This is a genomic window from Rhizobium sp. AN68 (assembly GCF_030758035.1).
GTDB lineage: Bacteria > Pseudomonadota > Alphaproteobacteria > Rhizobiales > Rhizobiaceae > Agrobacterium > Agrobacterium tumefaciens.
The window spans coordinates 556334-578524 of record NZ_JARWMI010000002.1 but is presented as its reverse complement, the minus strand read 5'-3'; the positions used below and the strand labels follow the sequence as shown (position 1 = coordinate 578524).

General features: G+C 58.8%; 18 protein-coding genes. 7 read left to right on the top strand and 11 right to left on the bottom strand.

Annotated elements, in window-relative coordinates; genetic code table 11:
• The first annotated feature begins 326 nt into the window (after positions 1 to 326).
• From RBH71_RS06055 to RBH71_RS06045, 3 genes are all read left to right on the top strand, one after another.
• Positions 327 to 1256 (top strand): sugar ABC transporter substrate-binding protein, encoded by a 930-nt coding sequence (locus tag RBH71_RS06055; protein WP_003510994.1) that lies wholly within the window; start codon positions 327 to 329, stop codon positions 1254 to 1256.
• A gap of 241 nt (positions 1257 to 1497) precedes the next feature.
• Positions 1498 to 3039: a sugar ABC transporter ATP-binding protein gene (locus tag RBH71_RS06050; RefSeq protein WP_003510992.1), complete on the top strand. Its 1542-nt coding sequence runs from the start codon at positions 1498 to 1500 to the stop codon at positions 3037 to 3039.
• Positions 3040 to 3071: 32 nt separating this feature from the next.
• Complete coding sequence (locus tag RBH71_RS06045) at positions 3072 to 4103, top strand: ABC transporter permease (RefSeq protein ID WP_003510990.1); 1032 nt, start codon at positions 3072 to 3074, stop codon at positions 4101 to 4103.
• An 89-nt stretch (positions 4104 to 4192) separates the two neighbouring features.
• On the opposite strand, the gene RBH71_RS06040 is transcribed toward RBH71_RS06045, so the two are convergent.
• Positions 4193 to 4948 (bottom strand): gamma-glutamyl-gamma-aminobutyrate hydrolase family protein, encoded by a 756-nt coding sequence (locus RBH71_RS06040; RefSeq protein ID WP_035199479.1) that lies wholly within the window; start codon positions 4946 to 4948, stop codon positions 4193 to 4195.
• Positions 4949 to 5253: 305 nt separating this feature from the next.
• Here RBH71_RS06040 and RBH71_RS06035 point away from each other — a divergent pair, with 305 nt between their 5' ends.
• Positions 5254 to 6351 carry a TRAP transporter substrate-binding protein gene (locus tag RBH71_RS06035; RefSeq protein WP_003510986.1) on the top strand — a complete coding sequence of 366 codons (1098 nt, stop codon included), beginning with the start codon at positions 5254 to 5256 and terminating at the stop codon, positions 6349 to 6351.
• Positions 6352 to 6664: 313 nt separating this feature from the next.
• On the opposite strand, the gene RBH71_RS06030 is transcribed toward RBH71_RS06035, so the two are convergent.
• The gene (locus RBH71_RS06030) at positions 6665 to 8146 is read right to left on the bottom strand and encodes a TRAP transporter large permease (protein ID WP_003510985.1); all 1482 of its coding nucleotides are present in this window, start codon (positions 8144 to 8146) and stop codon (positions 6665 to 6667) included.
• Positions 8147 to 8178: 32 nt separating this feature from the next.
• Positions 8179 to 8718, bottom strand: a complete 540-nt coding sequence (locus RBH71_RS06025) for a TRAP transporter small permease subunit (RefSeq protein WP_003510982.1) — start codon at positions 8716 to 8718, stop codon at positions 8179 to 8181.
• Between the two features lie 415 nt (positions 8719 to 9133).
• On the opposite strand from RBH71_RS06025, the gene RBH71_RS06020 reads away from it, so the two are divergent.
• Positions 9134 to 9358 carry an aa3-type cytochrome c oxidase subunit IV gene (locus RBH71_RS06020; protein ID WP_003510978.1) on the top strand — a complete coding sequence of 75 codons (225 nt, stop codon included), beginning with the start codon at positions 9134 to 9136 and terminating at the stop codon, positions 9356 to 9358.
• 82 nt (positions 9359 to 9440) lie between these two features.
• On the top strand, positions 9441 to 9974 hold the full coding sequence (locus RBH71_RS06015; RefSeq protein ID WP_035199477.1) for a hypothetical protein: 534 nt from the start codon (positions 9441 to 9443) through the stop codon (positions 9972 to 9974).
• Between the two features lie 61 nt (positions 9975 to 10035).
• On the opposite strand, the gene RBH71_RS06010 is transcribed toward RBH71_RS06015, so the two are convergent.
• Positions 10036 to 11289, bottom strand: coding sequence for an NAD(P)/FAD-dependent oxidoreductase (locus tag RBH71_RS06010; protein ID WP_035199476.1), 1254 nt, complete (start codon positions 11287 to 11289; stop codon positions 10036 to 10038).
• A gap of 332 nt (positions 11290 to 11621) precedes the next feature.
• On the opposite strand from RBH71_RS06010, the gene RBH71_RS06005 reads away from it, so the two are divergent.
• Positions 11622 to 13358 carry a methyl-accepting chemotaxis protein gene (locus tag RBH71_RS06005; protein WP_019564699.1) on the top strand — a complete coding sequence of 579 codons (1737 nt, stop codon included), beginning with the start codon at positions 11622 to 11624 and terminating at the stop codon, positions 13356 to 13358.
• Positions 13359 to 13428: 70 nt separating this feature from the next.
• Here RBH71_RS06005 and RBH71_RS06000 read toward each other — a convergent pair whose 3' ends face one another.
• The 7 genes from RBH71_RS06000 to RBH71_RS05970 all read right to left on the bottom strand — a co-directional run bounded on the left by RBH71_RS06000 (position 13429) and on the right by RBH71_RS05970 (position 22052).
• Complete coding sequence (locus RBH71_RS06000; protein WP_035199474.1) at positions 13429 to 14748, bottom strand: LLM class flavin-dependent oxidoreductase; 1320 nt, start codon at positions 14746 to 14748, stop codon at positions 13429 to 13431.
• 18 nt (positions 14749 to 14766) lie between these two features.
• Entirely contained in the window at positions 14767 to 16113 is a 1347-nt protein-coding gene (locus tag RBH71_RS05995) for an MmgE/PrpD family protein (RefSeq protein WP_111802602.1), read from the bottom strand.
• Between the two features lie 4 nt (positions 16114 to 16117).
• Entirely contained in the window at positions 16118 to 16918 is an 801-nt protein-coding gene (locus RBH71_RS05990; RefSeq protein ID WP_013761605.1) for an amino acid ABC transporter ATP-binding protein, read from the bottom strand.
• Between the two features lie 12 nt (positions 16919 to 16930).
• Positions 16931 to 17713, bottom strand: coding sequence for an amino acid ABC transporter permease (locus RBH71_RS05985; RefSeq protein WP_013761604.1), 783 nt, complete (start codon positions 17711 to 17713; stop codon positions 16931 to 16933).
• Complete coding sequence (locus RBH71_RS05980) at positions 17710 to 18453, bottom strand: amino acid ABC transporter permease (RefSeq protein WP_003510965.1); 744 nt, start codon at positions 18451 to 18453, stop codon at positions 17710 to 17712. The genes RBH71_RS05985 and RBH71_RS05980 overlap by 4 nt, the downstream gene beginning before the upstream one ends.
• A gap of 202 nt (positions 18454 to 18655) precedes the next feature.
• Complete coding sequence (locus RBH71_RS05975) at positions 18656 to 19495, bottom strand: transporter substrate-binding domain-containing protein (protein ID WP_003510963.1); 840 nt, start codon at positions 19493 to 19495, stop codon at positions 18656 to 18658.
• Between the two features lie 268 nt (positions 19496 to 19763).
• Entirely contained in the window at positions 19764 to 22052 is a 2289-nt protein-coding gene (locus RBH71_RS05970) for an NADP-dependent malic enzyme (protein ID WP_003510961.1), read from the bottom strand.
• Positions 22053 to 22191 lie beyond the last annotated feature (139 nt).

Below are 22191 nucleotides of genomic sequence, written 5' to 3'. Positions count from 1 at the left end.
ATTTGTCCGTGATGTTTTATCGCAGGCAGCCCAGCGACTTCCGCGAAAGTGCTCAGCAGGCGCATGAGCCCCCTCCGCCCACGCCAGGGCGAAGGGGGCTATCCCCGTTTTCTCTGAAAACTCCTGGTCATCACCGCCTTGTGTGCCGTCTCGCTTCACGGCCACGAAGAAAGCATTGACGTTCGAACCAAAAATGGAATAAATATATCGAACAACAGAAATTCGGTTTCATTATTCCGTTTTCTGGATGTGAGGAGTTAGCGGCGGGCTCTCGGGTCCGTTTCCGGCTGGGAGAGGTGGCGCTGGACACCGAGGAGGAGAAAACAATGAAAAAGCTTATTATCAGTGCGGCTATGTCTGTGCTTTTGGGCACGGCGGCACATGCCGAGACCGTCGGTGTTTCGATGGCCCTGTTCGACGACAACTTCCTGACCGTGCTGCGCAACGGCATGCAGGATTATTCCAAGGAGCTGAAGGGCGTCACCCTGCAAGTTGAGGACGCGCAGAACGACGTTGCCAAGCAGCAGAGCCAGATCCAGAATTTCATCGCCTCCAAGGTCGATGCGATCATCGTCAATCCGGTTGATACGGATGCGACGGCGGCCATGTCGAAACTTGCTGCTGAAGCCAAGATTCCGCTGGTTTACGTCAACCGCCAGCCGGTAAACGTGGATTCCCTGCCAGACGGCCAGGCCTTCGTGGCATCGGAAGAAACTGTGGCCGGCACGCTTGAAACCAAGGAAGTCTGCCGCCTTCTCGGTGGCAAGGGCAAGGCCGTGATCATGATGGGCGAGTTGTCCAATCAGGGCGCGCGCATGCGCACGCAGGCCGTTCACGATGTTCTGAAAACCGATGAATGCAAGGGCATTTCCGTGGTTGAAGAGCAGACGGCCAATTGGCAGCGCACGCAGGGTTCCGACCTCGTCACCAACTGGCTGTCCGGCGGTATCGAGTTCAATGCCGTCATTGCCAATAACGATGAAATGGCGATCGGCGCTATCCAGGCTCTGAAGGCCGCGGGCAAGGACATGAAGGAATATGTCGTTGCCGGTGTGGATGCCACGCAAGACGCTCTTGCCGCCATGCAGGCAGGCGATCTCGACGTGACGGTCTTCCAGGATGCGGCTGGCCAGGGCAAGGGTGCTCTCGATGCCGCACTGAAGCTCGTCAAGGGCGACAAGGTGGATAAGAAGGTCTACATTCCCTTCCAGCTCGTTACCCCGGAAAACGTCAAGGACTACGTAGCCAAGAACTGACGACCCTTTACCGGCATTTGCGACCGTTTCAAGCAATATCGGAAGCAAATGCCGGTTCTGGACGGCAGTCGGCGTCTCAGACGCCGAGTTGAACCAGGCTAGAATAGTATTTCAGTGAATTCAAAGTGTTACAGCGCTTATGTGTGTCTTGATCGGCACGGTGCTGTAGGCCTCCCCGGAGGATGGGCGCCTTTTGGCGAAACCTCTTCCCCGGTCATTTTTGTCTATCGTGGAGGATAAGATGGTCGTCAGCCCATCGACAATGGCCGCCGTGCGCGCCAGCGGCGCCGTGCCCAATGCAGAATATCTTCTCGCAGCGGACGGCATACGCAAGGAATTTCCCGGCGTTGTCGCGCTGGATGACGTTTCGTTCCACCTCAAGCGCGGCACCGTGCATGCGCTGATGGGTGAGAATGGCGCCGGTAAATCGACGCTGATGAAGATTCTGGCAGGTATCTACCAGCCGGACGTCGGAGAAATTCGCCTGAAGGGCGCTGCGATACGCCTTGATTCACCGCTTGATGCGCTCGAAAACGGCATTGCGATGATCCATCAGGAACTCAACCTGATGGCCTATATGACGGTAGCGGAAAATATATGGATTCGCCGCGAGCCGAAAAACCGACTGGGCTTTATCGACCATGGCGAAATGTATCGCCGCACCCAGACATTGCTCGAAAGGCTCGGTATCGATCTCGATCCGGAAATGCGTGTCGGCGAACTATCGGTCGCAAGCCGGCAGATGGTCGAAATCGCCAAGGCGGTTTCCTACGACTCCGACGTTCTCATCATGGACGAACCGACGTCAGCGTTGACTGAGCGCGAGGTGGAACATCTGTTCCGCATCATCCGCGACCTCAGGGACCGCGGTATCGGCATCGTCTACATCACTCACAAGATGAATGAGCTTTTCGAGATCGCCGATGAGTTTTCCGTCTTTCGCGACGGCAAATATATCGGCACCCACGCGTCCACCGATGTGACGCGAGACGACATCATCCGCATGATGGTGGGGCGCGAAATTACCCAGATGTTCCCGAAGGAAGAGGTTCCGATCGGCGATGTGGTGCTGTCGGTCAAGAACCTGACGCTGAACGGCGTCTTCCATGACGTGTCATTTGATGTTCGCGCCGGGGAAATTCTAGGTGTCGCCGGCCTTGTCGGTTCTGGCCGCTCGAACGTGGCGGAAACGGTGTTCGGCGTTACGCCGGCGTCTTCGGGCACTGTGGAAATCAACGGCAAGCCTGTGTCGATCGCAAGTCCGACAGAGGCGATCCGTCACCGCATGGCGTTCCTGACGGAAGACCGCAAGGATACCGGCTGCCTGCTGATTCTCAATATTCTTGAGAATATGCAGATCGCGGTTCTACAGGACAAATATGTCGCCAACGGCTTCGTGCAGGAAAAGACGCTTTCGGAAGCCTGCGACGACATGTGCCGCAAGCTCCGGGTCAAGACGCCCAATCTTTACGAGCGCATCGAAAACCTGTCGGGCGGCAATCAGCAGAAGGTGCTGATCGGGCGCTGGATGCTGACACAGCCACGTATCCTCATTCTGGATGAGCCGACGCGCGGGATCGATGTCGGGGCAAAAGCCGAAATCCACAAGCTGGTCGGCGAGATGGCGCGCAATGGCGTCGCCGTCATCATGATTTCCTCCGAAATGCCGGAGGTTCTGGGCATGAGCGACCGTATCATGGTCATGCATGAAGGTCGCGTGACGGGCTTTCTTGACAGAAGTGAAGCCACACAGGTGAAGGTGATGGATCTCGCATCGCGGTGAGGCGCGCCGGGATTTCTCGAGGAGGAATGACTATGAATACGAACGCCGCCGCCAACGCAGAGTTGGATGCAAAATCTGGGCGCAAGCCGCATAGGCGCATACCGCCCGAAGCAAATATATTTTTCGTGCTGATTGGCATCGCGCTGGTTTACGAAATTCTTGGCTGGATTTTCATCGGCCAGAGCTTTCTGATGAACCAGCAGCGCCTGACGATCATGATCCTGCAGGTGTCCGTCATCGGCATCATCGCCGTCGGCGTCACGCAGGTCATCATCACCGGCGGCATCGATCTGTCCTCCGGTTCGGTGGTCGGCCTGACGGCGATGTTGTCCGCCAGCGTGGGGCAGTCCTCCACATGGCCGCGGGCGCTTTATCCGGGTCTGACCGATCTGCCTTTCTTCATGCCGCTGGCTGTCGGCATTCTGGCTGGCGCCTTGGCCGGTTTCATCAACGGGCAGCTTATAGCACGCACGAAAATCCCGCCCTTCATCGCAACCCTGGGCATGATGGTGACGGCGCGCGGCCTTTCCAAATGGTACACCAAGGGCCAGCCGATTTCCGGTCTGACCGACGGTTTCACCTTCATCGGTACAGGTGTCTGGCCGGTCGTGGTTTTCCTCGTCGTCGCGGTTATTTTCCACGTTGCGCTACGTTACACCCGTTACGGCAAGTTCACCTATGCCATCGGCGCCAACCAGCAGGCCGCCCGCGTTTCCGGTATCAATATCGAGGCGCATCTGATCAAGGTCTACGCCATTGCCGGCATGCTGGCCGGTCTTGCTGGTGTCGTCACCGCTGCCCGTGCACAGACGGCGCAGGCCGGCATGGGTGTGATGTATGAACTCGACGCCATCGCCGCGGCCGTTATCGGCGGCACTTCGCTCGCCGGCGGTGCTGGCCGTATTACCGGCACAGTGATCGGCACCATCATTCTCGGTGTCATGACATCCGGTTTCACGTTCCTCAGGGTCGATGCCTATTACCAGGAGATCGTCAAGGGACTGATCATCGTGGCTGCGGTCGTCGCTGACGTCTACCGCCAGAAGAAACGCGCAAAACGCTAAGCACTCCTCCTCCCGGACCTGGGGCAGGCCTTCAGGCTTGCCCCTTTTTTTGTCCTATCGACAAGGACCTTGGAGGGGAGGGGTCGGTTTCAGGTCTTGCTGTTCCGGTACTCGTGAACTGCCCTGCCGAAAGCTTCAAACAAAGCGCGCGAGGGTGCGTCTGTCTCGGCCCAATATTCCGGGTGCCATTGCACACCAACGGCAAAGCCCTTGGCATCGATGACGGAAACGGCCTCGATCGTGCCGTCTGCCGCTGTCGCCTCCACCTGCAGGCGTGGCGCGGTCTCGGCAATTGCCTGCCGATGCAGCGAATTGATCTGGATTTCTCCCGACATGCCAAGATGCTGTGCAATGCAGGAGCCTTCGCGCACATGCACCGGCTGGCGGATGGCGAAGGCCACGTCGCGGTCCTCATGTTCCGGCTTGCGGTGGTCCCAAATTCCGGGCTGTTCCTGAATTTCGGAAGCAAGCGTGCCGCCCAGCGCGACGTTCAGCTCCTGAATGCCGCGACAGATGGCAAGCATCGGAATGCCGCGTTCCAACGCCCGGCGGATCAGCGGCAGGCTGGTGGCGTCGCGGGCTGGATCGAACGGGCCGTCACTCTCCTGTGCCTCTTTTCCGTAAAGAGAAGGGTGGACATTTGTGGCCGAGCCGGAGACGAGCAGGCCATCGACCCGGTCGAGGATGGCATCGACCTCATTGCCGTCCTCGAAGGCCGGAACGATGAAGGACATGACGTCAGCCACCCTCAGCGCCGCGGAAAGATACTGGTTCTGCGCGGCGTGCCAGTCGGCTCCGGTGAAATGCCGGATGTCGGCGGGGACGGCGATTATCGGTTTTGGCATGGTGGCTCCGGGGGGCAGATCTTCGAAAATTTGTGCGACTGCCAGCGGGCCAAGTCAAGCATGTGTTTCGTCATCGGAACGCAATATATGCGGCTAAAGTATAAGGCGGCGTCGCGATATTTCAGTTGCAAATAAAATAGCGAAGAGGCCGCCGAAAAAATCCTGATATGGCTGGTTTTCCGGCAATTAATTCTTGACGCGGGTGCTTGTCAGCTGGGCGGTAACCGTGCTTACTTTGCTGCGATGCCTGAACAGCACGAGGGGAATTCAAGCTGCGGGCAGCGTTGATATCTGGGAGGATATAGATGGATCGCCGTTCCTTTATGAAAAAAGGTGCGCTGGCGGGGGCTGCTGCGACAGCCTTGGCTGCGCCCGCAATTGCACAACAGAATACCAAGATCACTTGGCGACTGACGTCGTCGTTTCCGAAGTCTCTCGATACAATCTATGGCGGCGCCGAGGATATTGCCAAACATGTGGCGGCCGCTACCGACGGCAATTTCACCATCCAGCCCTTTGCGGCTGGCGAAATCGTGCCCGGCCTGCAAGCAGCCGATGCCGTATCATCGGGTACGGTGGAAATGTGCCATACCTGCTCCTATTATTACGTCGGCAAGGATCCGACCTTCGCTATCGGCACGGCGATACCGTTCGGTCTTAATGCCCGCCTGACCAATTCCTGGTTCTACGAAGGCAACGGCAACAAGCTGCTCAACGAGTTTTACGCCAAGCATAATCTCTACGGCATGATATCAGGCAATACCGGCGCCCAGATGGGCGGTTGGTTCCGCAAGGAAATCAACACCGTCGACGATTTCAAGGGCGTGAAGATGCGCATTGCCGGTCTTGCCGGCAAGGTGGTGGAAAAGCTCGGCGTGGTCCCGCAGCAGATCGCCGGCGGCGATATCTATCCGGCGCTGGAAAAAGGCACCATTGATGCCGCCGAATGGGTTGGTCCGTATGACGACCACAAGCTCGGTTTCCAGAAGGTGGCGAAATATTATTATTACCCGGCCTTCTGGGAAGGCGGCCCGGTCATCCATTCCTTCGTCAATCTGGACAAGTGGAACAGCCTGCCGAAGAACTACCAGACGGTGCTGCAGGATGCCTGCGCTTTCGCCAATACCAGCATGATGGCGAAATACGACGCGAAAAACCCGATCGCCATCAAGCAGCTGGTTTCGGAAGGTGCCGTGCTGCGGCCCTTCAGCCAGGAAATCCTCGAGGCCTGCTATAAGGCAGCGTTGGAAGTCTATGCCAATATTTCAGCAACCAACCCGGACTTCAAGAAGATCTACGAGGATCAGGTCGCCTTCAAGCGCGAGGGTTACCTGTGGATGCAGCTTGCAGAATATACTTTCGATACTTTCATGATGATCCAGCAGCGTAACGGCAAGCTCTGATTATTCGGTGCGGCGGACCGGACAAAAGCCTCGGGGACTTCGGTCCCCGGGGTTTTTGTTGTGCCGTCGCGCCTGCATCCGCCCGATAGGAAAGGGCGATTGACGATCAGGGCTGTCGGAAGCAAGAGCAGCAGCCTCAATAACCAGGCGTAGTCCCGGCAAGGATTGGCTACGCCGACCTCGGAAAAACCGGACAGGCTGGTCGATGACTGTCAGGTTCAATTTTCACACAGAGTAAATGGAAGGCAGGGGTGCAACCCTGTCTTCCACTCAGCAATGATCAGTTCTCCGAAAAATCCGTAAAAGACGCCGGTTAAGGCCCGATCTTCGGTGGTTCACCGAGGTTGGGCATACCTGGCAACCCACCCGGCTGGCCTCCTGGCAGGCCGAAATTGGGCATGGTGTTGCCGCCCTGATTGCCGAAGGCAGGCACTTCGATCTTGATGGAGTTGAGGTCCACCTGGGGTGCTTTGTCCAACCAGTAGGTGACGGATTCCGGCCAGAAGATCACGATGGCGACGAGGATGAGCTGCATGCCGAGCCAGGGAATGGCACCCATGTAGATATCCGAGGTCTTGACCGTGCGCGGCGCGATTGAGCGCAGGTAGAACAGCGCGAAACCGAAGGGCGGGTGCATGAAGCTGGTCTGCATGTTGATGCAGATCAGCACGCCGAACCAGATCAGGTCGATGCCGAGCGCCTGCGCGATGGGTGCGAGCATCGGGATAACGATGAAGGCGATCTCGAAGAAATCGAGGAAGAAGGCGAGGAAGAAGATGAAGATGTTGACGAAGATCAGGAAGCCGATCGGGCCGCCCGGAATGCCCGACAACATGTGTTCGATCCACAGCGAACCGTCCATGCCCTGAAAGACGAGCGAAAAGCAGGTGGCGCCTACCAGAATGAACACCACCATGGACGTGATGTGCATGGTGGAATGCATGCCCTGCTTGACGAGATCCCAGGTGAGGCGGCGGTGGGCTGCGGCCAGCGCCATGGCGCCGACGACGCCGAGCGCGCCGGCTTCCGTTGGTGTTGCAAGGCCGAGGAAGATGGTGCCGAGCACGAGGAAGATCAGCACGATGGAGGGCACCATGCCCGCCAGCACGCGAAATACCAGTGCACGGTTGAGTTCGCCCCGCGCTTCTGGCGGCAAAGCAGGCAAATCCTTCGGCCGCACGATCGACATGAACAGGATGAAGAGCATGAAGATGGCGACTTGCAGGATCGACGGGCCGATTGCGCCGAGATACATGTCGCCGACGGATTTCCCGAGCTGGTCGGCAAGAACGATCAGCACGAGCGAAGGCGGAATGACCTGCGTGATGGTTCCCGACGCGGCGATGACGCCGGTGGCGAGGCGCGGATTGTAACCGTATTTCAGCATGATCGGCAGCGAGATGACGCCCATGGTGATGACGGAGGCGGCAACCGTGCCGGTGATCGCGCCAAGGATTGCGCCGACGATGATGACGGCATAGGCGAGGCCGCCCGGAATGGCGCCGAACAGCTTGCCCGTGCCTTCAAGCAAATCTTCGGCAAGCCCGCATCGCTCCAGGATCGCGCCCATGAAGGTGAAGAACGGAATGGCGAGCAGCAGGTCGTTCGAGACGATGCCGAAGATGCGCAGCGGCAAGGCCTGAAGGAAGGCCGGCGAAAAATGCTCGGTGAAGATGCCGATGACGCCGAAAACCAGACCGACGGTGGCAAGAGAGAAAGCAACCGGAAATCCGTAGAGCATGAAGATGATCATGCCGAGGAACATCAGTGGCGGAAGAATTCCATATTCGAACATGGGAAATATCCTGAAGGTTCAGATCGCGGCGATCATTGCAGGGGTTTTTCGTACTTCGTATCGAGCGCATAAAGCCCGTTGAGGGCGCCGATGCGCTTGATGAGTTCGGAAAATCCCTGAAGAACCAGAAGGGCGAAACCGGCGAAGATGATGAGTTTCACCGGCCAGCGGATGAGCCCGCCGGCATTGGAGGACATTTCGTTCTGATGCCAGGAAAGCATGAACATCGGCCAGGAAAGCCAGGCCAGATAAAAGCAGGCGGGCATGAGAAAAAGTACGATGCCGATGATGTCCACCCACAGGCGCGTGCGAGACGAGATAGCCCCGTAGATGATGTCCACCCGCACATGTTCATTCATGCGCAGCGTATAGGAGGCACCCACCAGCACGATGAAGGCAAACATGTACCACTGGATTTCGAGCCAGCCGTTTGAACTATAGTTGAAGGTATAACGCACCATGGCGTTTCCGGCGCTGACGAGGCAGCAGACAAGCACCAGATAACCGGCGACCTTGCCCAGAGCTTCGCTGACAAGGTCGATCAGCGCACTTAATTTCAAAAGCGGTTTCATGACTTTCCCCTCTTCCCTTGCCGGGCCCTTTGCGGGTTATGGTGGCAAGCAAGCCGGTCGGCCATCGTGACGGGCACGCCTCCACGCGTATCCGCACAGCCAAATTCCGGCGTTCCTCCCCACAGAATCCCGTGTATGGGCAGGCTGTCCGAAAAGCAACCAAAACCACTATTAAACCGGCCGTATGGCCGCCGTTTTCAACCGTTTACAAAAGAATGTTGCACGACGGCACGCTTTGCACGGCATACCGTTTGCCCCGCTTGTCATCGATGTTCTTTGGTGTGGAACGCATTGCACTTTTCGCCGACTTCATGTTACCTCTGGCTCCGGAGAATCCGGCATGGGCCCGTTATCGTCCGCAGGGCAAATTGTCTTGTGCGGCGGGTATGGCGGATGGAGCAGAAGGGGAAGCGGAATGAGCGAACACCACACAGGTCCGGTTGAAGTTGGCGCCGAGATGAACTACGCCGAGCATGAAAAGACCTACAACGCTTTTCTTGCCATGACGAAGTACGGCACGATGCTGGTCTGCGTGCTGATGCTGGCCATGGTCGCGGGTTTCTTTACGTCCGTGGGTTTCCTTGGCGGCCTTATCGTTTTCCTCGTGCTTTCGGCTGCGGGTTTCATTCTGCTGCGCTGAGCAACGCTGTTCACAAGCGTGTCGCGGCGCGGACGTTGCGATGCCTTGCAACCGGCAAGCCCAAACCTGGAAAGGCGAAGCAATGAAACGCCTGTTTGCCTGGCTGTTATTGCTGGCGGTTATGTCTCATCCCGCTTTGTCGCGCGATCTTTTGCCGTCTGAGCAAGACAAGCTGCAAACACAGATAGAGCGGTTCAGCGCCGCCTTGAATGCGCAGGATTTTGATTTTGTCGGCCGGACGGTGCCGCCGAAAATCTTTGAATTCATTGCAAACGACGCGGGTGTTTCCGTCGGGCAGTTGCGTAGCGCTCTGACCACGCAGATGCAAATGGCGCTTGCAGCGGTCAAGATCACCGAATTCACCATGGACACGGCGGCGATCAGTGTGCAGCAGACGCCTGATGGAACGCCCTATGCGCTCGTTCCGACGAAAACGGTGATGGAAACCGGCGGCCAGACGATCGAAGCGAAATCCCATACCCTGGCGCTTATCGACGGTACGCAATGGTACTTGCTGCGTGTGAGCGATCAGCAGCAGGTGACCATCCTGCGAAAGGTCTATCCATCCTTCGCCACGGTGGAGTTTCCGGAAGATTCCGTACAGCAGGTGAAATAGCGCGCGGGCGTCCGCTAAACCGTAGAAACTCTAACCGGCTTGAAACCGGATTTCCGCATTGTCAGGAAAAACGCCCCGGACGGAACGGATCGACCGATATTGCGGTCTCCTCGCCGTTTGCCAGTTGCGTCACGAGGCGGGCGGTGGCTGCCGATTGCGTCAGCCCCAGATGGCCGTGGCCAAAGGCATAGATGACGGAAGGTGTGGTGCGCGCCGTGCCGATGACGGGAAGACAGTCCGGCATCGAAGGGCGGAACCCCATCCATTGCTGGCCGCCTTCAACCTTGAGACCGGGCAGGAAACGCCCGGCTTTCTTGAGCATGGCCTCGGATCGCTTGAAATTCGGCTTCAACTCCAGACCGCCCAACTCGACTGCGCCGCCAACGCGGATGCCGGAAGATAGCGGTGTAACGACAAAACCGTGGTCGTTGAAATAAAGCTGGCGCGTGAGGTTGAAGGCGCCGGCGGGCAGGGTGGTGTTATAGCCGCGTTCGGTTTCCAGCGGCACGATGTTGCCAAGTGTTGCGGCAAGCGGCTTGGACCACGCGCCGCAGGCGATCACCACCTTGTCGGCGTCAATCTTGTCGCCGTTTTCCAGGGTCACGATCGTACTTTCGCCGACGGCGTCGATGCGTTCTGCCTCGCCCTTGCGCAGCTTTCCGCCACGGGCGATCACCAGGTCGAAAATGGCACGGGTGAAGTCGTAGGGATCGGAGACCTGCAAGCCATCAGGCGAGAACATGGCGTGGCGGAATTGCGGGGCAAGACCCGGCTGCAACTCGTCTATCTCGTTGCGGGCGACACGCTTGGAAGAGAAGCCTTCCTGTTCCTTTTCATCCCAGTCCTTGCGGGCAGCGTTGAGGCTGGCTTCGCTGTCGTAAAGATCGAGCGTGCCGGTTTTCGCGACAAAGTGCGAGAGCTCCGGCATGGCAGCGACATGGGCCATTTCGGTGGCAGACAGCCGGTTGATCTCGCTGAGCGTTCTCAGGCCGTGGCGAAAGTTGCGCTCAGCGCTGGCGCGCCAGAAACGCCACAGCCACGGCGCGATCTTCGGCGCATAGGCAGGCGGCACGCTGAGCGGGCCGAGCGGATCGAAAAGCCAGCGCGGTGCTTTTCTCATGATGCCGGGGGCGGGAATGGGGATGATTTCGGGAAAGGCGAGGATGCCGGCATTACCGGAGCTTGCGCCCCGGGCAACTTCACCGCGCTCCAGAAGAAAGACCTCACGCCCGGCATTTTGCAGGTAAAGCGCCGCCATGGAACCGATAATGCCGGTGCCGATCACCAGCACGTCGCATTTCAGGGTTTTGGTCATCGGCGCTCCTGCAACACAAATCTTTCAAGCCCGCCATAACAATGAATGCCGTATCGATGAAAGCCCGTATCGCTCTGCGGAGGCAGAAATATCAGCACTGTGGCAAATAAGCGGTTCTCATCCGGTGCGGACGGGTTGGTAAAGGCAGCTCGGTCTGAAGTATTCTTGCCAACAGTTTCGGTCATTGGACCAATAGTTATGGGTCATCATTAATTGCTATTTAACGGTGTCCGGCTAGGTTTCGCTTACACGCAGACCGATCCTTTATTTTCATCTCTTTGGCATCGAGGAGGAAAGGTCCGCATACAAGTTATTGTTGGGAGTTCAAAGACATGTCTCAATTTTTCAAACTCGGTACGGACGCATCTGCGGTACTTGATGCCCTAAGCCGCTCGCAAGCCATCATCGAGTTCGATCTGACTGGCAAAATTCTGAAAGCGAACGACAATTTCTGCAAGGCGGTCGGCTATCAGCAATCAGAAATCATCGGACGCCCCCATAGCATGTTCCTGTCCCCCGAAGATGCAGCGTCACCCGAATACAAGGCCTTCTGGGCGAAACTCTCACGCGGCGAATACGATCAGGGCCAATATCGGCGGCGGTCGAAAACCGGCGACGACATCTGGATTGAAGCCTCCTACAATCCGGTTTTTCGTTTCGGCAAACCTTACAAGGTGGTCAAGATCGCTTCCGATATCACGGCGACGAAGCGCCGAAGCACCGAGGATAACGGCAAGCTGGCAGCGCTTTCGCGTGCGCAGGCGATGATCGAGTTCACTCCCGAGGGGAAAATTCTCTCCGCGAATGAGAACTTCCTGACAGCACTCGGCTACACGGCGGAAGAGATCATCGGCAATCATCATTCGATGTTTTGCGAGCGTGGCTACGTGCAGTCCGAAGAGTACCGCAATTTCTGGAAGGATCTTGGTAAGGGAGAGTTCTCGACCGGTCAGTTCATGCGGCTCGGCAAGAACGAAAAACGCGTCTTCATCCAGGCGTCCTACAACCCTATCATCGACGAGCGGGGAAAAGTCGTCAAGGTGGTGAAATTCGCCTTCGATGTAACGGACCGCGTCCATGCGGTGGAAGAACTGGGCGCTGCGCTTGAGCGTCTTTCCCAGTGCAACATCCGCGTCACGCTCGATAAGCCTTTCGTGGGTGAGTTCGAGGGGCTGAGACGGGATTTCAACAAGTCCATCGCCGAATTCCAGAAAACCCTGGAAAATGTTCTTGGGCAGACCGATGACCTGACCAGAAGCAGCCAGGAAGTCAGCGAAGCCTCTGTTCATCTCGCCGAAAGATCGCGTGAGCAGGCCGTGGCGCTGGAGGAAACCTCGGCGGCGCTGGAAGAAATCACCGCGACCGTACGGGCATCGACGGAAAACACCAAGGAAACCCGAAAACTCGTTCAGAGTGCGCGGACGTCAACGGCGGCTTCCACGGAAGTGGTTGGGCGTACCGTCAACGCCATGCAGCGCATCGAGACGGCATCGCGGGAAATCAGCCAGATTATCGGCGTTATCGACGAAATCGCCTTCCAGACCAACCTTCTTGCCCTGAATGCGGGCGTCGAAGCCGCGCGCGCGGGCGATGCCGGCAAGGGTTTTGCGGTCGTGGCACAGGAGGTGCGCGAACTTGCGCAACGCTCCGCCAGTGCCGCCAAGGAAATCAAGGCGCTCATCAACAATTCCGGCACCGAGGTTATGGAAGGCGTGCGGCTTGTCGGCGAGACGGGTGAGGCGCTGAAGCAGATCGATGCGCTGGTGAAGCACATTGACGGCAATGTCGATATGATCGCCAAGGCCGCCGATGAACAGGCCTTAGGCATCAGCGAAATCAACCGTGCAGTCAACCAGCTCGACCGGATGACGCAGGAAAACGCGGCGATGAGCGCGCGCACGACCGCCATTAGCGCTACCCTTGCCCAGGGTGCGGATGTGCTGGCGCAACTGGTCAGCCTGTTCAAACTGAACCGCCGCGCGACCCAGCGCGACGACGGGGCATCCATTTCATCCAACTCGTCGCGGACGAGCCACAGTGTGAAACTGTCGGGAAGGAAAGCAGCCTGACGGATCGGCGACAGCCTGCTTCCACGTGAGCCTCTTGTCATACGGATGCCCGTCGCCGGGCATCCGTTTTTTATGCCCGCAGGGCAGGCCTGTTGATGCCGAGATGGTCGCGCAACGTCGAGCCTTCGTATTCCTTGCGGAACAGGCCACGTTCCTGCAAGAGCGGCACGACTTCGCGGTTGAATTCTTCCAACCCGCCGGGGAAGAAGGGCGGCATGACGTTGAAGCCGTCGGCCGCGCCGTTCTCGAACCACTCCTGCATGCGATCCGCCACGTCCTTGGCCGTGCCCATGACGATATGGTGGCCACGACCAGCTGCAACGCGCAGCGCCAGTTCCCGGATCGTCAACTTTTCGCGGCGCGCCAGTTCGGTCAAAAGTTCGGCGCGGCTGCGCAACTGGTCGGAAATAGGCAGGTCCGGCAGCGGGCCGTCGAGATCATACTCGGTAAGGCTATGGCCGATGCGTTCCTCAAGCAACGGCATGGCGCTCTTGATGTCGGTCCAGCGGTTCAGCTCCTTCAGCTTCTCGCCGGCCTCTTCGAAGCTCTTGCCGATGATGGGCATGAAACCGGGCATCACGGCAACGGTTGCGGGATCGCGGCCGAATTTCTCCACTCGCGCCTTTAGGCTGGTGTAGAAGGCCTGCGCCTCGGAAATGGCCTGCTGGGCGGTGAAGACGATATCGGCAGTGCGGGCGGCGAGATCCTGCCCCGGGCCGGAGGAGCCGGCCTGAATGAGAACCGGGTGACCCTGCGGTGAACGCGGAATGTTCAGCGGACCCTTCACCGTGAAATATTTGCCTTCGTGATCGAGAATATGGACCTTCTGCGGATCGACGTAGCGGCCGCCTTCCTTGTCCTTGACGAAGGCGTCGTCGTCCCAGCTGTCCCACAGGCCACGCACGACGTTCACATATTCTTCCGCAACGGCATAACGCTCGTCATGCTCGGGATGACTCTTGGAGAAGTTCGCCGCCGTGCGGGCGTAGGAGGTGGTAACGATGTTCCACGCCGCACGCCCGTGGCTGAGATGGTCGATGGAGGCGAAGGCGCGTGCGGTGTGGTAGGGCTCACCATAGGTGGTGGAGGCGGTGGCGGCCAGTCCGATCTTGTTTGTCACCATGGCAAGCGCCGCAAGCAGGGTAAGCGGCTCGAAACGGGCGATCATCGAGGGATGGGCGTCGACGCCGCTTGTGAGACCATCGGCCAGAAAGACCATGTCGAACTTGGCATCTTCGGCCATTTTTGTGACACGGGTCAACAGGTCGAAATTCTCGCTGCCGGCTTCCGCATCCGGGTGACGCCAGCCGGAAACGTGGTGGCCGGCTCCTTGCAGGAACAGGCCAAGATGCATCTGTCTTTTGCGGGTATTCGTGGTCATGGTGATCATGCCTTTATTTCAGTCGTGTTATATTTGCGTTGCCAGAAGCACTTCTAGCTTCTTGAGGTCGGCTGAGGTTTTCATGGTCCGCACCAGTGCCGGAATTCCGGCGAATTTTTCATTGCCGCCGGTGGCGTCGGCAAATTTTTCCGTGGGGTCATCAATGCCGGGAAGACCGTCAATACGGCGCGACAGCACCGTGCCATCCTTCTTCGTCACGTCGATGACCACGAAACGGGTGGTAGGATCCGGCGAGAGGCGGCGGGCGGTCTCGTCGTGCCGGCGCGAGACTTTTGCGGAAAGTCCAAGCAGGTCGGCGCGTGCAGGGCGTTCGTCGAAATGGCTGATGCCGAGTGCGCCATCCGTCAGTGCGGCGGCGAAGACATATTCGGCGCTGAAACGCGCATCGATGCCCGTGGCGGGTGTGGCCGAACCCACAAGAGCGGCATCGCCTCCCGGGGGAAAGGTGATGACGACAGTTTCGATTTCATCTGGTGCCAGATCATTGGCGCTGCGCAGTGCAAGCGCACCAACGGCAACAGGGTGGCTGGCGGTGCAGCAGGGAAATGCCTTGAGCGTCAATCCGGGAGAGACGATCTGCCAGGGTGTACCCCAGCCGGACAGGAGCCGTTTCGGCTGTTCCGCGCCAAAGGCGAAGGCGGAATAAAAGCCGATAGGGTTTTCCAGAAAATCCTGCGCACCCTGAAAACCTGATCTTGCCAGCTGCGCGGCGGTGAGGCCAGCGCGTGTCGCAAGCCCGGCATGCAGGGGCTTCGCATCATAACCAAATTGCAGGCGAAGTCCGGCCGACTGCGTGGCGGCAAGGCCGATTGCGATAGCGGTCGTCTGCGGGGTGAATTTCAGAAGATGGGCAATGGCCGCCGCCGCACCGATGGGGCCGAGGGTCGCGGTGGCGTGGAAGCCATTTTCGTAATGCTTGGTGCCGAGCGACAGGCCAAGCCTCGCCATGGTTTCCAGCCCGACAATATAGGCGGCGATAAATGCATCCGCCGTAGAGCCTTCCTCGACCGCAACAGCCAATAGAGCTGGAACGATGGCGACGGTGGGGTGGCCGCGCACGCTGCCATGGACGTCGTCATAATCCAGCACGTGCCCCGCATGACCATTGATGAGTGCGGCCGTGAAAGCATCCGTGCGCAGATCATGGCCGACAATGCCAGCCGTGCCGTATGTGCCTGACGTAAAGCTGTCGATGAGGATTTTCGTGCTTCGGTCGGAAGCGCCACCCAGCATACAGGCAAAAAAGTCGATCAGCGCCGTGCGGGCGATCGTCACAGCCTCTTCGTCGCGGAGCGGATCAGAGGCGGCGATGGCTTCTGCCAGATGAAGGGTGAGTTTTTCGTCGGCGGTCATGGCGTCAGATCCCTTCACCGTCGGCGACCCGTGCCACCTGTCCGCCGAGGCCCTTTACGAAGGCGTTGATACGCGGATTGGTCGACTTGTAGAAGATGTGCTCCGGCGTGCCCTGATCAACGATCAGGCCGTTTTCCGTGAAGACGATATTGTCGCTGATTTCCTCGGCGAAGCGCATTTCGTGGGTCACGAGAATGCTGGTCATGCCGTCATTGACGAGATCGCGGATGACGGCGAGCACTTCGCCCACGGTTTCCGGATCAAGTGCGGAGGTAACCTCGTCGAACAGCACCAATTCAGGCCGCATGGCAAGCGCGCGGGCAATGGCCACACGCTGCTGCTGGCCGCCAGACAGCTGACCGGGATAGGCATCCACCTTCTGCGACAGGCGGACTTTTTCCAGCAATTCGCGGGCATGACGCTCGGCTTCCGCCTTCGGCGTGCCGAGGATTTTAATCGGCGCGATTGTGATATTTTCCATGACAGTCAGATGCGGGAAGAGGTTGAACTGCTGGAAGACAATGCCGATGCGCTTGCGCAGCGTTATGCGCTCAGCTTCCGTTTTCAGCTGATCGACGCGGGTGCCCCCCACGGTGATCTTGCCAGATTGCGGAATGAGCAGGCCGTTGATGCAGCGCAGGATCGTGGATTTGCCCGAGCCGGAAGGGCCGATGATGGAGACGGCGTCGCCCTTGTTGACGGTGAGATCAATGCCTTTGAGCACTTGATTGTCGCCGAAGGACAGGTGCACGCCTTCCAGTTCAACCAGAGCTTTGGCGGCGGTTTGGGGGGCGGATGCGGACATGGTGTATTCCAATCAGCGGGAAGCGAAGCGCCGTTCAAGGCGCTGCGTGAAACGGGACACGGGATAGCAGAACAGGAAGAACGCCATCAGGACGGTGAGATAGACCACGACGGTGAAATCGTTGCGCTGCACGGCGGTGCTGGCATCGGTTGCGGCGTGGAGAAGCTCATGCACGCCGACCAGCGAGGCAAGCGCCGTGCCCATGGTGATGGAGGCGTAAAGGTTCATCCACGGCGGCAGCGAGCGCTTCACGCATTGCGGCAGGATGATCCAGCGCAGCGTCTGGTTGCGTGAAAACCCGAGGCCCTGCGCCGCTTCCCATTGTGCAGTGGGAATGGACTGGATGGCGCCTCGGGTGATTTCGGCGATGTGGGCGCTGGCCGGAATCGCAAGCCCGACCACGGCCTTGATCCAGTCTGGAAACGGAATGTAGTTGCCGAAGGCGACGATCTCGAAGGGGAAGATGTAGGTCGCGGCGAAAATCAGCACCAGATGCGGGGCGTTGCGGAAGATTTGCACGTAGGTGAGCGCCGGCGCGCGCACGAGGCGATAGGGCGCAAGCTCCATGATGCCAAGCACGACGCCGATGATGGTGCCGATGGCAATCGCCAGGATGCTGATCAGCACATTCATGGCAAAACCCTTGCCGAGATAGGGCAGCCATTCCAGCAGCACCTGTCCGAGCGAGGGATCGAGAACCAGCCACAGCACGACGGCAACCAGCACGCCGCACAGAAGAATGGTGCCGAAAGGCAGCTTCTTCGCCGCCTGTGTTGGAGAGACCACCGCGCTCATTGACCGAACCCCGGAACCGCAAGACGCCGCTCAAGCCACAGGCCCGCCCTTGCGACGATGAAATTGATGACACTGAAAAAGATGAGGATCACCAGCATCAGTTCGACCACATTGTCGCGCTGCGTCCAGATCAGGATCGAGGCATAGGTGATTTCACCGACCGCAATCGCCGAGCCGACGGTGGTGAGCTTCACCAGATTGATGAGATTGTTGATGATGGAAGGAAGTGCCGTGCGGATTGCCAGCGGAAATTCCACGTAACGTAAAATCTCGAAAGAGCTGAAACCGATGGCGCGTGCCGCTTCGATGGTGGTAGCCGGCACCGCCTCGATACCGCCGCGCAAGGCTTCCGCATGGAAGGCGGCAACGTGCAGGCCGGTGATGGCGACGACCCAGAAGAACGGGGTGAGCGGATTGTTCTGCGCGCCGCCGAGCGCGTTTGAAATCAACATGTTGAGCACAAGGAAACCACACATCAGCTGCACCAGCGTCGGCGTGTTGCGCGTCAATTCCACATAGGCGCGCACCGGACCGGCGAGCCAGCCTTTGCCTGACGTGAGCATGGCGGCGAAAATGAAGCCGAAAACGAGGCTGAGCGGCAGGGTGACGGCGACGAGGATGAGCGTCATCTTCATGCCGTCGAGCCATATCTGAACCTCGTAGCCGCTGTTCAGAAAGTCATAGTTGAGGCCTATGTGCGCGGCCAACTCTATGAAACGCGCTGTAAATCCATCCTGCATCGGATATCCATGCTGTTGTCGCGGCTGCCGCCCGGCAGGCGGTGCCAGAATGACCTGTCTTGCTATAAAGCAGAAAAGAACGGCGGGCGAAACCGGCCGTTCTCAGTGGTGAGGGAAATCTCCGTGATGGCAGATGCCCCTACGACATGCCGGTCCCCCGGACCAGGTCCGGGGTGGCGGAGCAAGTGGGATTGCCCAGCCTTTACTGCGCCGCGGAGAGCTTCGTCTTCTGCTCTTCCATGAAGCCGATGCTCGGCAGGCGGTTGGCCTTGGCGAATTCGATCATTTTGCCGGAAGCGTGCAGCTCCTTGACGATCTTGTCGAGCGCAGCCTGCGTGTCGGCCTCGCCCTTGCGCAGCCAGATGACGGAGTCAGAAGGGATAAGGTCGGTGGGGATCAGGATGCCGTAATCCTTCCACTCATCGGCGCGGTCCTGAAGCATCAGGCTCAGCGTGCCGTTGACGTGCACTGAGACATCGCAATTGCCGCCCTTCAGCGCGAGCAGCGATTCCGGCTGGCTCGGCAACGCCTTTACCTGCGCGCCATATTGCTCGATCAGCGGCTGGGTGTAGTTGGAGCCCTGCGATACGCAGGCAATCTTGCCCTTCAGGTCCGGCCAGTCCTTGATGCCCGAGTCCTTTCGACCGATGGCTGCGCCGCCCTGGCGGTCATAGGGGGTGGGCACGTAATCGAGCGTTTTGGCGCGCTCTTCCGTGTACTGCATGTTGGCGATCAGAATATCGACCTTGCCCTGCTGCAGGAACTGCACGCGGTTGGGCGGGGTCACGGTTTCGGTCACCAACTCCACACCGAGACCGGCGGCCAGCGCCTTGGCGACGTCGATGTTGAGGCCCTTCTGCTCCTGCGTCTTCGGATCGATGAAGCCGAAAGGCGCGCCGGACAGGATGACGCCGACGGTGAGCTTGCCGCGACCCTTGATACGGTCGAGCGTCGCATCCGCGTGAGCGGCGGTGGCCATCGAAGCGATGACGACGGTTCCGGCGATGAGTTTTGCGGCAAATCTGGAGAAGGAGAGGGCCATGGGTATTTCCTTTTGATTGTGGGTGGAAACTACATGAGGCGTCCGTCGAGAGCGAGAATTGGCGTTGCGCAAAAAATCGTATAAATAAAATCGTGTTCCAATAAGTTCTCTGGTGAGAAAAAATAACCTAATAATTTGAAATCGTAGAATCTTGTTCTTGCGGTGGCGGGGTTCGGCGCTTTGGCATATCCTCGCCACGGGGGAGAGGATATGTTGGCTATGCCTGGGCATCTTGAGCACCCTTCTCCCGAAGAGCGCTCCCACATCGTTACCGACCGGCGTTATAGGCCGCGATCGCCGCCATATTGACGATGTCGCTGTCCTTGGCACCCATCGAGGTGATCTGCACCGATTTGTCGAGGCCGACGAGAAGCGGGCCGATGACGGTCGCGCCGCCCAGCTCCTGTAGCATCTTGGTGGAGATCGAGGCGGAATGGATGGCTGGCATGACCAGCACGTTGGCCGCACCGGAAAGGCGGGCAAAGGGATACTGGCTCTGCATGCGATGATGGTTCAGCGCCACATCGGCCGACATTTCCCCGTCGACCTCAAAATTGACGTTGCGCTTGTCGAGGATTTTCACCGCTTCGCGCACCTTGTCGGAGCGTTCGCCAACCGGCTGGCCGAAGGTGGAATAGGCGAGCATCGCCACACGCGGTTCGTAGCCGAAACGGCGGGCGAGACCGGCTGCTTCCTCGGCGATATCGGCAAGGTCTTCGGCAGACGGCATGTCGTGCACGGCGGTATCTGCCACGAAGACCGTTCGGTTGCGCGACACGACCAGAGAAACGCCGATGACACGGTGGCCGGGTTTGGTGTTGATGCAGCGGCGGATATCCTCGAGCGCCGTGGAATAGTTGCGGGTAACGCCGGTGACCACGGCGTCCGCATCGCCCATCGCCACCATGCAGGCGGCGAAATGGTTACGGTCGTTGTGGATCAGGCGCTGCACGTCGCGCAGCAGGAAGCCGCCGCGCTGCAAACGCGCATAGAGATAATCGACATAGGCATCGACGCGGCTGGAAAGGCGGGCATTGGTGATCTCTATATTGGCGCGGTCGAGATCGATGCCTGCACGCTCCGCATTGGCCTTGATGATGTCGTCACGGCCGAGTAGGATGGCGGTGCCAAGCCCCTGCGCGGTAAACGAGATCGCTGCGCGCATCACCTGTTCTTCTTCCGCTTCGGCGAAAACGACCCGCTTCGGAGAGCGGCGCACACGCTCGTAAAGGCGCTGCGTGGTCGACGCCATGGGGTCGCGGCGGGCGGAAAGCTCGCGGGCATAGGCATCGAGATCGGGCAATTCGCGGCGAGCGACGCCGGTTTCGATGGCGGCCTTCGCCACGGCCACCGGAATGGCCGAGATCAGTCGGGGATCGAAGGGAACGGGAATGATATATTGCGATCCGAAGCGCGGGCGGTTGCCCTGATAGGCGGCGGCCACATCATCCGGCACATCCTCGCGGGCAAGATCGGCCAGCGCCTGTGCAGCGGCAATCTTCATTGCGTCGTTGATCTGGCTTGCACGGACATCGAGCGCGCCGCGGAAGATATAGGGAAAGCCGAGGACGTTGTTGACCTGGTTCGGATAATCCGAACGCCCCGTCGCCATGATGGCGTCGTCGCGGATGCGGGCGACTTCTTCCGGGGTGATTTCCGGGTCAGGGTTGGCCATTGCGAAAATGATCGGCTTTGGCGCCATGGAGCGGATCATCTCTTCGGTGAAGGCACCCTTCTGCGACAGGCCGAAGACGACATCCGCGCCCTTCATGGCCTCAGTCAGCGTGCGGTTGTCAGTCTTTACCGCATGGGCGGATTTCCACTGGTTCATGCCTTCGGTGCGGCCCTGGTAGATCACGCCCTTGGTGTCGCAAAGCGTGATGTTTTCGGGGTTGAAACCCATGGCCTTGATAAGGTCCATGCAGGCGATGGCAGCAGCACCTGCGCCGTTACAGACGAGCTTCGTCGTCTTGAAGTCTCGGCCTGTCAGTTCGATGGCGTTGATGAGACCGGCGGCGGCGATGATGGCGGTTCCGTGCTGGTCGTCATGGAAAACAGGAATGTCCATCAGCTCGCGCAGGCGGCTTTCGATGATGAAACACTCCGGCGCCTTGATGTCTTCCAGATTGATGCCGCCGAAAGAGGGGCCAAGGTAACGCACGCAATTGATAAATTCGTCGGCGTCTTCGGTATCGACCTCGAGATCGATGGAATCCACATCCGCAAAGCGCTTGAACAGAACGGACTTGCCTTCCATGACAGGCTTGGAGGCGAGCGCGCCGAGATTGCCGAGACCGAGGATCGCCGTACCGTTGGAGATCACTGCTACCATGTTGCCGCGTGTCGTATAATCGTAAGCGGTCGCCGGATTTTCGGCGATGGCTTTCACCGGCACGGCCACTCCCGGCGAATAGGCAAGCGACAGATCCCGCTGAGTCGCCATCGGCTTGGTCGGGGTGATTTCCAGTTTCCCCGGTCTGCCTTGCGCGTGGAAATCCAGTGCTTCCTGATCTGTAACCGATGTTCTGGGGCTGGCGGGCTTCGTCGTGTCGGACATGGGCTGAGTGTGCTTTCGTGTCGATAACAGTGCAAAAATATCCGTCGTTGTTATTGTATTTTTCGCGCGCGTGCCAAGCGTTGAATGTTGTTCAGTGCAGCAAATTTAGCCGTGGCGAAATTTGTGGCCGATTCAATCG